Here is a 14,296-nt window from a genome sequence, read left to right on the forward strand (position 1 = left end):
GATCAATATGGCCTGTGGTGGCCATGGTGGTCATGATCGCGATCGATTCGCTGAGCGTTTTGGCCTTTTTATAGGGGCGATCGCTAGAAGTCAGTGCTTCAAACACATCGGCTATTGCCATCACTCGAGCGGGGATCGAAAGCTGCTCTTCATTTAAACCTCTTGGATAACCCGCGCCATCCATTCGTTCATGGTGGCTTCCTGCAATATCAGGAACGTTTTTCATATGTTCAGGATAAGGTAGCCGCTTGAGCATCATGATAGTTTGCACAATGTGATCATTAATCATAAAGCGTTCTTCGTTAGTGAGCGTGCCACGGCGAATGGACAAGTTATAGAGCTCACCTCGGTTATAACGCAGTTCTCCCGGCTGTAAAATAAAGCTTTCTTGCCACAGATCTTGTGGGCGACAACCCTCTATCCACTGCAACTGATGTACGGGTTTATCATCCAGTAAGCGCTCCATAGCTGGCAATGGTTTTGACTCTCCTGCACGTTGGTTCTCTATCCAAGAAGTACCGAGTCGATCATCCAAAGTCCGTTTCCACTCTCTTTGCGCAATTCGCTCTAAGCGGGAAAGGTCATCATCGCTCATAAACTCACTGCCAATATTACATTGCGCGACGAAAGCAAATTCCTCATCGAGGATTTGTTGGTTCGTCAGCAACTGCTGCTTGAGATCTGGCTCGTTCTTACCCTGCGCAACACCTTGCCAGTAGTCCGTTTCAGCTTGACATTTGAGCAGCTCAAAACGCATTCTAATTTCGTGAATTCTGTCGTAGATCGTTTCTAATTTGGTCGCTTTATCAATCACATATTCAGGCGTGGTCACTTTTCCACAATCATGCAGCCAAGCGGCGAGAGTGAGCTCTTCCCACTCTTCATTGGTCATGGAAAATTGTGGGAAATAGGTGCGATCGTTTTCCGCCGCTTTAGTGATCATTTTTGTTAATTCAGGAACTCGCTGACAATGGCCGCCCGTGTAAGGGGATTTGGTATCAATGGCTGATGCGATCAATTCAATAAACGAGTTGAGCATCTCCTTTTGCCGTTGCATTTTGTCGATATTGTCTTTAGCGATTTCGGCAAAACTGAGCAGCTCTCTTAAAAATGCATGTTTGTCTTGCTGATCGGGAGTGATGGCCCGTTCGTAGCCTAGGTTTAATACGCCAACTAACTGCTTGTCTCGGTTGAGCAGTGGGAAAAGATAAAGATCAGAATTATACAGCTCATCTTTATGCTTACGCATCGAATTATCGGTTTTAGATAAATGAACCGTTTGGCCTTTGCGCAGTTCAGAAAGTAGCCACGGCATCTCTTGAGACAACTGGTTGATATCAAGCTTAAAGGGAATGATGGCGTGGTTTGCTGCGGTGATAAATTGGTTATTTTCGTTGGCATAAGTGTAGAGCAAAATAGTTTCAGCTCGAGTGATCAAATAGCTTTGATGGGTAATCGTTTTGGCTAACACACCGAATTCTTGGTTGCTGGCGGTTTCGCGTAATAGTCGCAGCAAGTCGTGCAGTGTATGCTCCATGAGCTCTATCGATTGGGTTAAATTGGCAACTTCGCGGATCCGGCTTTTTGGGTAGCGTGTCTTTTTAAATTCAAAGCGCGTGATGTTGTCGGTCAATTGCACTAGGTTACCTAAAGGGCTGGCGAGCCTTTGCGCCACAAAACCAACTACTGCAAAAGCGATAGCGAGCATGATTAACGCGACAAAAATCTGCTGATCTCGCATCGAGAGCAAATCTGCGATCAAATCGTCTTGCGGTACCGCTTCTGCCAGCAACAAGCGTACATTGTCGTTTAAAAGTACCGGCGTTAACGTCACCGACCACGTTGTGCCATTCATATTGACCGTTTCATACAAAGTTTGGCTGCTGACCCGATTCAATATTGGTGCAAAAGTACTTTGCTGTAGCTGCTGTGCAATCTGTGAGGGATCTTGTTGTAGCTCGAACTTAGTATTGTGTTGGGCGAGTGGTCTAAATTGATTATCGAACAAAATGAGCTGAGCACTGTCAGAAAAACCCATCGTACTCATCTGTTTTGACAGTGAGTCAAGCGTGAAATCGGCGCCAAGCACACTCTTTCCATCGGCCGATCTACGTGACAGTGTGACGCCACTCGTTTGTAGGAAGAAAAAGAAATAAGGTTCCGTTAAGCGTATCGCGCCATCTTGACTTGCCGAGGTAAACCAAGGACGCACGCGAGGATCAAATTTATTATTGTTATCTTGTTTGTCGAGCAGGCTTTCAAGGTTCTGGTCTAAATAGATAAAGCGGTTAGTGCCATCAACTTGAGTGTAATGGGCCAATAGCTGAGCTTGCGCGGGGGCATCAAAACGCTGTTTGGCTTTATCAAAGCTCAGCGAGCGAAATGTAGTACAAGCTCCAGCTTCGTCACAATAATAGAGCGCGACCAACTGTGGATTACGTTGGAAGGTCAGCCAAACGGTGGCGAGTTGGCGTGGGTCCGAGATGACTTTATCCGGTTGATCAATTACGTTACTAAAAGCTAAAAAATCGAGCGTAGTCAAGATAGGTGCGGCACTTTGTTTAAATGCTGATTCCAGTTTTTTGCTGTTTTCGCTACTTAATCCTTGTGCACTTACCGTCAGTAGTTGCTGACTATGGTGATAACTTATGCCAATCAATACAATGCCGATCACCATGGCGAGCACTAAAAAGAGACTCGTAATGTGAATGCTCAGTGAGTAACGACGTCGTTTCATAACCAACTCCGAATTGGATGACATTGCTAAGTATTGTTCAATGTGGGTAAGTTGCAAAAAACCATTTCACATCGGTGTGTTTTCATCCGGTCAGAAAGTGTCGATATGGTGAATATATCGCCCTTAGATTGAAGTGCTATCAGCGAGGCTGTTACACTGAAGCATCGCTGTTGGAATGGAATAATTAAAATGAATCTTGTCGTTGATACTCATACTCACACTTATGCAAGTGGTCACGCTTACAGCACGCTTATTGAAAACGCGCGTTCAGCTAAAGAAAATGGATTGGCAATGTTTTGCACAACCGATCATGCGCAGTCGATGCCTGGAGCGCCGCATTATTGGTTCTTCTCCAATCAACGTATTTTGCCGCGCTTTTTAGACGGTGTTGCCATTATCCGAGGCATTGAGTCCAACATCATGAATCGTGCTGGCGAGATTGATGTTCACCCTTCGGTTGACCAAAACTTAGATTGGGTTATCGCCAGTTTTCATGAGCCCGTATTTCAGCCTGCCGATAAAGCGGCGCATACCGAAGCGTTAATCAATGTGATTAAAGGTGGACGAGTGGATGCGCTAGGGCACTTAGGTAACCCTAATTTCGATTTTGATTTTGATGAGGTGATCGCCTGCGCCGCCCAGCATCACGTTGCGATAGAAATTAATAACAGCACCTTAAAAGGACACAGCAGGGTAGGGAGTGTCGATCGCTGTTATGAAATTGCTAAGGTGGCGAAAGCGCATGGTGCTTATGTTACCACTGGCAGCGATGCTCATTTTTGTCAAGATATCGGCCAACTTCAACTGGCCAGTGAACTGCTTGAGAACGTTGGTATTGCTGCTGAGAAAGTGATTACGCACAGTGTCGAGCAGTTTCTGGCCTTTTTAGCACTGCGCGGGCGAAAAGCGATCGCAGAATATCAAACACTATAAGCCGTAAAGAGGTCATAAAAATGACAAAAATTTGTCCCTCTTTTATCTTGAGATCCATTAAACTTGGCACTTCTTGCCAGAATAAAAAGAAATAATTATGAAAAAAATAATGATATTAACAGCTTGCGCATTATTTGCGGCTAGCGTGTCGGCGGCTAATGTTGACTTAAAACAGAACATGAAACAAATGAAGCTTGAATTTAAACAAGCGGCAGAAGCGACCAGCGTTGAAACAATGCAAGCACCCATTGAGAGATTAAGTCAATTGGTTGAAGAGTCAAAACGAGGAAATTATCCACCGGAGAAGCAAGATCTCTATTTAGAAGGGTTTAATAAGCTTTCAGTGGCATTAGACAAAATCGAAGTGGATCTTGAGCAAGGAAATTTAGAGCAAGCTCAACAAACGCTGCGGACGGTAGACGAACTGCGTGTTGAATACCACGAGCAGCGTAACCCAAGTATCTGGAAGCGCTTATTTGGTTAATCAGCTTTGTGGCCCCTCACGATAACGTTGGATTGGTTATAACGTTCAATGGTTCGTGGGGTGGTCGCTGCCTGAAAACTGAGCTTGTAAGAAAGGCAGCAGTAGTAAGCCGATCACAGCGGCGCAAACAGAAATGGTGACAAAAAAACCTCGCCATTCGAATTGCTCGACAATAATGGCTAACGGGTAACCGGCGAGCGCTGCGCCCATATACGCAAATAACCCCACAAACCCAGTTGCTGCGCCAGCCGAATCTTTGTGAGAACACTCCGCGGCGGCCATACCAATTAACATTTGTGGGCCAAAGACAAAAAAGCCAATCGTAAAAAAGCCAGCGGCTTGGAATACAAACCCCGTTAACGGCATCAGCCACAGCGCTGCCACCGAAAGAAAAATGCCCATTGAAAAAATCAGGTTCATTGGCCCACGGTTGCCGCCAAACAGTTTGTCTGAGCCCCAGCCTGCGACTAACGATCCAATAAACCCACCGACTTCAAACAGCGAAAGCGCGCCATTAGCCGTGATCAAATCATAGCCTTGTTGCTCGGTAAGGTAGATATTTCCCCAATCATTGATGGCAGTACGCACTATGTAGACCAGTACATAGCTCAAGGCGAGTAACCAAATGTACTTATTTCCTAACACATATTTGTGCAAGATCTGTTTAGTGCTAAGGCCGAGGCCTTCATTTTCTTGCGCCAGTTCAAGGGCGTCATTACGCCATTGACCAACACTGGGTAAACCTTGGGTCATTGGTTTATCACGCAACCGCCAACATAAGAAAACCCCACCAATAACGGCTAAACAGCCCGGTACAATAAAACCTTCGCGCCAACTAAAATGGAAAGTGAGAAAGCCAACCAGTAATGGGATCAACGCGCCCCCCACGTTATGAGCGGTATTCCATAACGCCCACCAAAAACCACGTTCAGAGCGCGAATACCAAGTTGTCAGGAGTTTAGAGCAAGAAGGCCATCCCCAACCTTGGAACCAAGCATTGAGCACCCAGAGTAAGATGAACATACTGATTGAGCTTGAAAAGCCAAACAGAATATTGATAAAACCCGTTGCCATTAACCCTAGGCCCATAAAATAGCGCGGGTTGGAGCGGTCCGACAAAATTCCAGACAGAAATTTTGAGATACCATAGGTGATGTAAAACAACGTGCCCATGATGCCAATATCACTCTTATCTAAACCGAGGTCAGCAATCATCGCGGGCATGGCGTAATTCAAACTTTTACGCGTGAAGTAGAAAAGCGCATAACCGACATACATCGCCATCATGATGTGAAAGCGCCAATAACGGTACTGCTGATTAACCTCCTGCGCTGATGCAAGAAGCGGTTTCGGTGGTTGAGAGCGTAGAAAATTTATCATAGTGCTTTATATTCCACGATTATAAGTGGGGCAGTGTGACGGTAAGCTGAGTGCCATTCTCGCTTAGATCGTGGTTGGCTGTTGTAGACTGACAGTGGCTAATAATCTGAAAGTGGCCACCCAATGCCTCGACTCGCTCACGCATCCCCCGTAAACCAAAGCCGTTCAGCTGCGCTTGTGCTTTGAAACCGATGCCATCATCGTGAATGCGCAGTGTGACATCACTTGCCAACGAAAACTCAATCACAATGTGGCTAGCTTCTGCGTATTTCAAGGCATTATTGAGCGCCTCTTGGCACAATCGATAAAGGGTCACCTTGGTGGCATCACTTAACTTTTGCAGTTGAGTGGTTGAATTCCCCGTCCAAACCACTTGGGTTTGAATGCCGTGCGTCTCAAATTCAAGGTCACGCAGCAGTTGATCCAGTGCTTCGACTAGGCCTAAATCATCTAAGGTTTTGGGGCGTAAACGGGTCAGCAAACTTTTAGTTGTGTCATAAACATTTAAAGAGAGAGACTCAATGGTTTTAGCACAATGGCTGGTGACGGGCTGAGATTCGACGCGTTGAATAATGCTGGCTTGAGTACGGATAGCGGTAATATTTTGACCGATCTCATCGTGCAGCTCGCGAGCAATATCGCGCCGAACAGATTCTTCAGCTTTGACTAATTGGCGGGACAAATTTTGGTTACGATCAAGCTGTTGGCGCAGCTTGGTGTTGAGATCTCTTTGTCGCTGCACACCCATTCCCAGCAAAATGCCGGTTAAGCTTTGTGCTGAAAGAGAGAGCAGGAGATCAGTGACTTCCATATTAGAGACACCACTACGAGCCGCGATCAATGCAATGCTATTGAGCAGAGTGCCGAGCAATGCACCTTGCCAGCCGTAGCGAAAAGCGAGCAAAATGATCGGGATGGCTAAACAAAATGGCGCAAAACGCCGAAGCTCATCAGGTAAACCAATTTGCAGCGCAATGCTTAAAATAAATAGTAAAGAGTAGAGTAAGACGTGACGCGTGCGAAATTCGATATGACGAGAGACTAAGTTCGCCGTCAGTGGAACCCAAGTGCTTTGGAAAAGATAATTCCATATCAAATAGCAGCTTGGCACAATCATTAAGCCAGCTGTGATGCTGACTAACATCACCATTGACGCGGCATGGCCGTGGTAGGTGGTGGCCAGCGTATTAACGATAGCGCTGGCGAGGATCAACCCGCCCATCACAATAAAGCGACGCCACTGACTTCCGTGGTAGTAGCGCTGGGCGAGCAGGTTTAAGGGCAGCGTTGCGATACTGGCGGCGAGTACTGTCAGCCATTGAGGTTGTTCCATTAGCATGGCGAGCGCAATCGTCAGCCACCATTCTGCACCATAAATCGCGGGCCAGTAACGTTGTGGACTGTGCAGTGCAGTGCCTAAACGCAGAGCAAAAGGAAAGAAGAAGATCGCCAGTTCCGGATCGTTGACAAAATAGTAGGCGATAACCCACAAGCAAAACCAACTGCAAGAGAGCAGAAACCAAGCGCAGAGTGATGTAATAAAATAGCGTGGCATTAGAATGAGTCAGAAAAATATTTCGCTAAGGCCACGTTATTGCTCACACCTAACTTATCCATGGCATTGGCGCGATGGACATGAATGGTTTTGTGGCTAAGTCCAAGCTCATTGGCGACCGCTTTCACATCCAGCCCGGCAGCCAGCATTTCACTGATTTGCCGCTCACGTTTGGTCAACTGTGCTAATAGCTTTGCCTCGCGCTTGGGAGAGGTGAGTTTAAGCGCAATATCGGGTGTTAAGTAGCAACCACCATGGGCGCTGGTTCGTACGGCTTGGATAAGTTCATCTGGGCTACAACGTTTGCTTAAGTAGCCTCTTGCTCCAGCCTCCAAGGCTTTTTCGACCATGGCCGCGGAATCGTGAACGCTCAGCATAATGCATGCTATCCCAGAGGGTAGATCTTGAAGCAGCGACAGCCCGCTTTCATCAGGCATTGAAATATCAAGAATACAGACGTTTGCCCCTGTGCCGGGAAGCCCTGCGCGCGCTTCGGCCGCCGAGCTAAATTGGCCGACCACTTGGATATCGTCTTCAAGGTTCATGAGTTGGGCAAAGCCTGAACGTACCACGATATGGTCATCCACTAGTGCTACTTTGATCATCACAATCCCCGCTGTTTATATTGCCTGAGTAAAAAGGGAGCTTAAACTAACGCCACAGAGACAATTAAACAAGCAATATATCCCTTTGCTATGGATGCCATTGTAGAGGAGTCTAGCGCGTCAAAAAGGAAGGGGTGGCACAATAAAACGCGACACACTCATAAAAGAGAATATCGCGTTTGATTTTGCTGGGAGCTAAGCGGCAGCTGCGGCCAGCTTTAGCCTTTTCTCATGGCGGATCTTACGCTCTTCTGCGATCGCGACAAAAATCAGCAGTACGATACAGATCATCGCTGAAGTGTCGAGCGCAGCAAAGGTGCCCTTCCAGCCGGTGAGGCCAAAAATCGGTGTACCGTCGGCGATCATACCTAGGCCAAGTTTGGCAAAGCTATCACCAATTAAGTAAGCAAAAGTGCCCTTAACGCCATCGGCGACACTGATCGCTTTTTTCGGCACAAAGCCAACCGCAGCGACACCAATCAGTAATTGTGGGCCAAAAACAAGGAAACCTAGAACAAACAGTGACCCGAGATACATAAACTCGCTGGTGGCGTGCTGATAGAATTCGAGCGCAACAATGATGAGTCCCAGAGATACACAGGCGACCAAAGCACGGCGGCCATTAGCAAGATCGGACAGATAACCCCACATTAAAGTGCCGACTAATGCGCCCACTTCAAAGAGAGTGAAGCCTGAAATGGCCGCTTCTTTTGACAAACCAAGTTCTTGATAGGCATACACAGTAGACCACTGGTCGATGCCGATACGCACGATGTAGAGGAAGATGTTGGCAAAGCAGAGTAACCAAATTACTTTGTTTTTCAAAATGTATTCAACAAAGATCTCACGTTTGGTCATTTGGTTTTCTTCCGCGGCAATATCTTCCTCACTGACCGCTTCATCAAACAACTCTTCGACCGTACCTAAACCGTATGCTTCAGGAGAGTCACTACCGTAACGCAAACCAATGAAACCCACCACTAATGCGATGATCGACGGGAACACAAACATGCCCACAACGTGACCATTAAAGAGATAGTTTGCACCAAACAGTGCTACGCCTGCCGCACCTGCGCCGCCGACATTGTGCGACATATTCCATAAACCCAAGTAGGTGCCGCGTTTATTTTTGGGCGTCCATTTGGTGATAGTGGAGTAGCTTGATGGCCCACCAGTACTTTGGAAAAAACCGCTTAGCGCATAAAAAGCAACCATTAAGAAAATGCTGACGCTTGAACCGCCCATGCTCATGCTAAATCCAAGCATTGCAATACCAGAAAGGATCAGCATAAAAGGTAGGAACTGTTTCGTGTTCTTGCCATCGGCGTAGTAAGAGACCACTGTCTTACCAATCCCGTAAGTGATGGAGAAACCAAGACCAATCAGCCCTAGCTGTGTCATCGACAAGCCGTAGGTTGAAATCATATCGTTTTGTGCAACGTTGAAGTTTTTGCGCACTAAATACATCGCCATGTAGCCAATAAACACCACAAGGTATGATTGTAAAAATGGTTTGAACCACATTTTACGGCGTTCTGCTGCGGGGAGATCGAGGGTCGGTAGCCGAACCTGTTGCAAAAGTTTTAGCATGTGAAATCCTTAGAAAATCACGTCAAAGAAATCTCTGCTGTCAGTCAATTCACACCAGAGTCGAATGGCTAGCAACCGTCTGGCTGCATCATAGAGTGATTGTAAAAATCGGCTTGGCGATTGACTTGAGGGCATGGCCTAACTGAGTTAGGAATATTTCCTAGTTTGGGTGGATTGATAGACAAAGCGTGAATGGAGTCACATTGATATGCATCTTGAAACGTCGTCTTTAAGCTAACGATTTGTAGCGAACTTGAGGGTATTTGTTAAGTTTTTAGCGCTGCCGCACTGTTATTTTTATCATTGCGTTATATAGTGTCGACAAGAAAAAATTGAGTGTTGCTATGATTCGCCTAAACCGTTTTAACAGAATAATGTTGCTCACCAGCGCGCTCAGTTGGGTGTTGGTGTCGCTTATGCCTGTAATAAACGCGCATGGCAATACGGCGGGGGTTTGGGCCACACTGTGCACCATTAATGGTTTTGAGCTGGTTCAAATTGAAGAGGGAAAAGTACAGACACAGCATACGAAACCCTGTCCCTTTGCTCATTTCTCCACCTTTCATCAAGATTCACTTCCAACGACACCTTTACTGACACGACTGAACTTGTTTGTTTCAGATAGCTACACTTTTTTGGCTCTAAGTGTACGATTTGAAAAACAAGTTCCTCGTGCGCCACCATTATTTAATCTGTTGTACTGGCGTTAGAAAATAGCCTTGATTCCTTCCACTATTCACTATTCACTATTCACTATTCAGAATAAAGCTCTAACGGTAAACCATCTGGGTCGGCGAAAAATGTGTATTCGCGACCAGTGAACTCATCAACGCGGATGGGCTCGACGATGACGCCTTTTTCCTCTAAATACGCTTTGACTTCACTGACACTGCCCACCACAAACGCTAAATGTCGTAGCCCTTGAGCTTCAGGGAAGCTTGGTCTTGGTGGTGTATTTGGAAATGAGAACAGCTCAATTTGTCCGCCATCGGGCAGAGCAAGATCCAGCTTGTATGAATCGCGAGCGGCGCGGTAATTTTCAGCAATAACAGGCAGCCCTAAGATCTGAGTATAAAACGCTTTGGAACGTGCGTAGTCTGAACAAATAATTGCCGCGTGGTGGATTCGTTTTAGCATGATTACCCTTTATTTGTTGAGTTGGCTGACCAAATGTTCAGTGACGTAATCAATGAACACCCGCAACCTTGCTGGCATGTACTTGGTTTGCGGATATTGCATGGCAATTGAGCCGTAGTAATTACTTTTGATCGTCCAATCGGCTAATAGCCGGACGACGCTGCCTTCAACGAGCGCTTGCTGAATGACAAAATCATGGAAGATACCGATACCTAAGCCATTTTTCACGCCGTTCAAACGCATTTGTGAGTGGTTTACTGCATAGCGGCCTGAGACGGCCACTGTATGGAACTCATCTTCTTTATGAAAATCCCAGAGATGGTCACGCTCGGTTTCGGCAAGATACAAGCAGTCGTGATCCGTTAATTCGATAGGGTGTGTGGGCGCGCCTCTGGCCGCTATATATTCTGGGCTGGCGCACAACACTAAGTGGGTTTTGCCAATTTCACGCAGTACCAAGTTTTCATCTGGCTTATCAGTCAGTTTAAACGCCACATCAATATTGTGTTTGAATAAATCGATCGCACCATCTGCAGCTCTCAGCTTAAGTTGAATTTCAGGGTATTGAGTTAGAAAAGGAAGCACAAGGGGTTGCAGAACTGAATTCAAAAATGCTTCAGGTGCCGCAACAGTGAGTGCACCTGCAGGTTCGGTGTGGTCAGAGGTGGAAAGCTCAACCGCTTGCTGCGCAGCGTTGACCATCAACAAACTTTGATCATAAACGCGCTTTCCTGCCTGAGTGATTAAGAGCTGGCGCGTGGTTCGCTCAAATAACTTCACTGATAGTGCTTGTTCTAAACGGGTAATCAATTTACTTAATGCCGAAGGTGTTACCCCCAGCTTTTGAGCGGCTGCCGTAAAGCTACCTTCATTGACGACGAGAATGAAAGCCGCTAAATCAGGCAGCAGGGCGATAAGACGATGCGTGATCATAATTGTATTTGTGCCTGAAGTTCACGAATGGTTTTCCATGTCATGGGATAATAGTCGTAAATGGGATCAACTAAAATACCATTAAGCAATTTTACAGTGTAAATGAAGGGTCTATTTTTCGTTTAGGCTGCCCTACACCATAGCTATTGCGCTATATAAAAATAAGGACGTAGCAATGTCTTCTGCATTTTATCAACAGATCCAAAACCAGCTTGAGGAAATCAAAGCGGAAGGTCTGTATAAATCTGAACGTGTGATTACCTCGCAGCAACAAGCGGCGGTCGAAATTTCTACTGGTGAAGAAGTGTTGAACTTCTGTGCCAACAACTACCTTGGTTTGGCTAATCACCCTGCGCTGGTTGAAGCGGCGAAGCAAGGCATGGACAGTCACGGCTTTGGTATGGCTTCGGTACGTTTCATCTGTGGTACGCAAGATATTCATAAGCAACTGGAACAGAAGCTCTCTCAATTCTTAGGTAAAGAAGATACGATTCTTTACACCTCATGCTTTGATGCAAACACCGGTTTATTTGAAACTATTTTAGATAAAGAAGACGCGATTATCTCTGACGCGTTGAACCATGCCTCAATCATTGATGGTGTGCGTTTATGTAAAGCAATGCGTTTTCGTTACTCCAACAACAACATGGAAGAGTTAGAACAGCAGTTGATCGCAGCCGATGCGGCGGGTGCTCGTAATAAGCTCATCGTAACGGATGGCGTATTCTCAATGGACGGTGTAGTGGCTAACTTGCCTGCCATCTGTGACTTGGCGGATAAATACAACGCCTTAGTGATGGTGGATGATTCTCACGCGGTTGGATTTATGGGTGCAAATGGCCGTGGCACGCATGAATACCATGATGTGATTGACCGTATTGATATCATCACTGGCACACTTGGTAAAGCCATGGGCGGCGCATCCGGCGGTTACACTTCAGGCAAGAAAGAAGTTATTGATTGGCTTCGTCAACGTTCACGTCCTTATTTGTTCTCTAATTCGGTTGCGCCAGCGATTGTTGCAGCATCGATTCGCGTGCTGGATTTACTGGCAGAAAGCGCTGCGCTTCGCGACCAACTTTGGGATAACGCCGCGCACTTCCGTACTCGTATGGAAGGCGCGGGGTTCACTATGGGGGGGGCGGATCACGCCATCATCCCGATTATGCTCGGCGATGCTATCGTTGCAGCAGAGTTTGCAGAACGAGCATTAGCTAAGGGCATTTATGTTGTTGGTTTCTCGTTCCCTGTTGTGCCCAAAGGCCAAGCTCGTATTCGTACACAAATGTCAGCCGCGCATAGCCGCGAGCAACTCGACCACGCCATTGATGCGTTTATTGCTGTTGGCCAAGAAATGGGGCTCATTAAATGAAAATTAAAGCATTATCCAAACTCAAACCAGAGCAAGGCATTTGGATGACCGAAGTGTCAATGCCTGAACTTGGTCACAACGATCTGCTGATTAAAATTAAGAAAACCGCGATTTGTGGCACCGATGTTCACATCTATAACTGGGATGAGTGGTCACAAAAAACCATCCCAGTGCCAATGGTGGTTGGCCATGAATACGTCGGTGAAGTGGTTGGCATTGGTCAAGAAGTTCGCGGTTTTGAATTAGGTGATCGCGTGTCTGGCGAAGGTCATATTACTTGCGGCCATTGTCGAAATTGCCGTGGTGGTCGTACTCACTTATGTCGTAATACTGTGGGTGTTGGTGTGAACCGCACTGGTGCATTTTCTGAATACTTAGTTATCCCTGCGTTTAATGCTTTCAAGATCCCAGATGGTATTTCCGATGATCTAGCCTCGATTTTTGACCCATTTGGTAACGCTGTACATACTGCATTGTCATTTGATTTAGTCGGTGAAGATGTGCTGATCACTGGTGCTGGTCCAATCGGTATCATGGCGGCCGCAGTGGCGAAACACGTTGGTGCGCGCCATGTGGTGATCACCGATGTCAACGAATATCGCCTTGAACTTGCACGCAAAATGGGCGTGACACGCGCCGTGAATGTTGCGGAACAAAAGTTAGAAGAGGTCATGAGTGAACTTGGCATGACGGAAGGTTTTGACGTCGGCCTTGAAATGTCAGGCGTACCAAGTGCCTTTAGTTCTATGCTGAAAACCATGAATCACGGTGGTCGTATTGCTTTATTAGGTATCCCACCTTCAGATATGGCGATCGATTGGAACCAAGTGATCTTCAAAGGTTTGGTGATCAAAGGTATCTATGGCCGTGAAATGTTCGAAACTTGGTATAAGATGGCGAGCCTGATCCAATCTGGCCTCGATTTAACGCCTATCATTACTCACCATTACAAAATTGATGACTTCCAAACGGGCTTCGATGCTATGCGCAGCGGGCTTTCTGGCAAAGTTATCCTTGATTGGCAGTAACTCACTAATCTACTAACACCATGAAGGGGCTTTTTAGCCCCTTTATTCTATAAATTTCTATTACGAAGTTTAATTGTTATCCCTGATCTAATTGGCACTATCGAATCTATCTCTTTTGCTCCTTTCACGAAATTTTTCGTAAATTTTCAAAGCTTAACTATGCTAAATGGAAATACACCTCAGAAAGGAAACTATTCATGCAACTTCTTAAACCGTCGCTAGCTGGCTGTGCGCTATTGCTAGTTAGTCAATTTTCATCATTCTCGGTCAAAGCTGATGTGTTAACGCTTACCTCACTTGAATGGCCGCCTTATTCATCACCCAAACTTATGCAAAATGGAGCCTCGATTGCGGTTGTCTCTGCTGCGATTCAAGCTATGGGGCATGAACTTAAAGTTGAATTTTATCCTTGGGAGAGGGCTGTATACTTAGCGACTAATGATGCTCAGTATGCAGGATATTTTCCAGAATACTTATTTGAATCTAAAGATATTCTCTTTTCTAACTCGATTGGTTTAGGTCCACTTGGGTTTGTTGAAAAT

12 protein-coding genes and 1 pseudogene are annotated in these 14,296 nt (G+C 46.1%); 6 read left to right on the forward strand and 7 right to left on the reverse strand.

The window, feature by feature from the left end; translation table 11 throughout:
- Nucleotides 1-2,737: HD domain-containing phosphohydrolase (locus B9J84_RS06690; RefSeq protein ID WP_404206486.1), on the reverse strand; the 2,737-nt coding region annotated here is incomplete at its 3' end.
- A 189-nt stretch (nucleotides 2,738-2,926) separates the two neighbouring features.
- On the opposite strand from B9J84_RS06690, the gene B9J84_RS06695 reads away from it, so the two are divergent.
- Together B9J84_RS06695 and B9J84_RS06700 are read left to right on the forward strand one after the other, a co-directional pair.
- Entirely contained in the window at nucleotides 2,927-3,670 is a 744-nt protein-coding gene (locus tag B9J84_RS06695; RefSeq protein WP_013868021.1) for a phosphatase, read from the forward strand.
- Between the two features lie 97 nt (nucleotides 3,671-3,767).
- The gene (locus tag B9J84_RS06700) at nucleotides 3,768-4,154 is read left to right on the forward strand and encodes a cytochrome b562 (protein WP_013868020.1); all 387 of its coding nucleotides are present in this window, start codon (nucleotides 3,768-3,770) and stop codon (nucleotides 4,152-4,154) included.
- A gap of 45 nt (nucleotides 4,155-4,199) precedes the next feature.
- Here the strand turns inward: B9J84_RS06700 and B9J84_RS06705 are convergent, their stop codons facing one another.
- The 4 genes from B9J84_RS06705 to uhpT form a co-directional block, all read right to left on the reverse strand.
- Nucleotides 4,200-5,534 carry an MFS transporter gene (locus B9J84_RS06705; RefSeq protein WP_017046044.1) on the reverse strand — a complete coding sequence of 445 codons (1,335 nt, stop codon included), beginning with the start codon at nucleotides 5,532-5,534 and terminating at the stop codon, nucleotides 4,200-4,202.
- A gap of 19 nt (nucleotides 5,535-5,553) precedes the next feature.
- Nucleotides 5,554-7,089 carry a signal transduction histidine-protein kinase/phosphatase UhpB gene (uhpB, locus tag B9J84_RS06710; protein ID WP_094123813.1) on the reverse strand — a complete coding sequence of 512 codons (1,536 nt, stop codon included), beginning with the start codon at nucleotides 7,087-7,089 and terminating at the stop codon, nucleotides 5,554-5,556.
- On the reverse strand, nucleotides 7,089-7,694 hold the full coding sequence (gene uhpA / locus B9J84_RS06715; RefSeq protein ID WP_026028260.1) for a transcriptional regulator UhpA: 606 nt from the start codon (nucleotides 7,692-7,694) through the stop codon (nucleotides 7,089-7,091). Before uhpA ends, uhpB begins: the two co-directional genes overlap by 1 nt.
- Before the next feature lie 195 nt (nucleotides 7,695-7,889).
- The gene (gene uhpT / locus B9J84_RS06720; RefSeq protein ID WP_017048964.1) at nucleotides 7,890-9,284 is read right to left on the reverse strand and encodes a hexose-6-phosphate:phosphate antiporter; all 1,395 of its coding nucleotides are present in this window, start codon (nucleotides 9,282-9,284) and stop codon (nucleotides 7,890-7,892) included.
- Nucleotides 9,285-9,628: 344 nt separating this feature from the next.
- Between uhpT and B9J84_RS06725 the strand changes: the two genes are divergently transcribed.
- Nucleotides 9,629-9,994, forward strand: coding sequence for a hypothetical protein (locus tag B9J84_RS06725; RefSeq protein ID WP_026028259.1), 366 nt, complete (start codon nucleotides 9,629-9,631; stop codon nucleotides 9,992-9,994).
- Between the two features lie 43 nt (nucleotides 9,995-10,037).
- On the opposite strand, the gene B9J84_RS06730 is transcribed toward B9J84_RS06725, so the two are convergent.
- Complete coding sequence (locus B9J84_RS06730; protein WP_017048477.1) at nucleotides 10,038-10,421, reverse strand: VOC family protein; 384 nt, start codon at nucleotides 10,419-10,421, stop codon at nucleotides 10,038-10,040.
- A gap of 9 nt (nucleotides 10,422-10,430) precedes the next feature.
- The gene (locus B9J84_RS06735; RefSeq protein WP_094123814.1) at nucleotides 10,431-11,354 is read right to left on the reverse strand and encodes a LysR family transcriptional regulator; all 924 of its coding nucleotides are present in this window, start codon (nucleotides 11,352-11,354) and stop codon (nucleotides 10,431-10,433) included.
- Between the two features lie 175 nt (nucleotides 11,355-11,529).
- Between B9J84_RS06735 and B9J84_RS06740 the strand changes: the two genes are divergently transcribed.
- The 3 genes and pseudogenes from B9J84_RS06740 to B9J84_RS06750 all read left to right on the forward strand — a co-directional run.
- Nucleotides 11,530-12,726, forward strand: coding sequence for a glycine C-acetyltransferase (locus B9J84_RS06740; RefSeq protein WP_010318537.1), 1,197 nt, complete (start codon nucleotides 11,530-11,532; stop codon nucleotides 12,724-12,726).
- Entirely contained in the window at nucleotides 12,723-13,754 is a 1,032-nt protein-coding gene (tdh, locus tag B9J84_RS06745; RefSeq protein WP_094123815.1) for an L-threonine 3-dehydrogenase, read from the forward strand. The genes B9J84_RS06740 and tdh overlap by 4 nt, the downstream gene beginning before the upstream one ends.
- 197 nt (nucleotides 13,755-13,951) lie before the next feature.
- Nucleotides 13,952-14,296, forward strand: a pseudogene (locus B9J84_RS06750) (ABC transporter); the annotation flags it as partial.

The sequence above is a fragment of the Vibrio sp. V03_P4A6T147 genome (assembly GCF_002241085.1).
Taxonomy (GTDB): domain Bacteria; phylum Pseudomonadota; class Gammaproteobacteria; order Enterobacterales; family Vibrionaceae; genus Vibrio; species Vibrio anguillarum.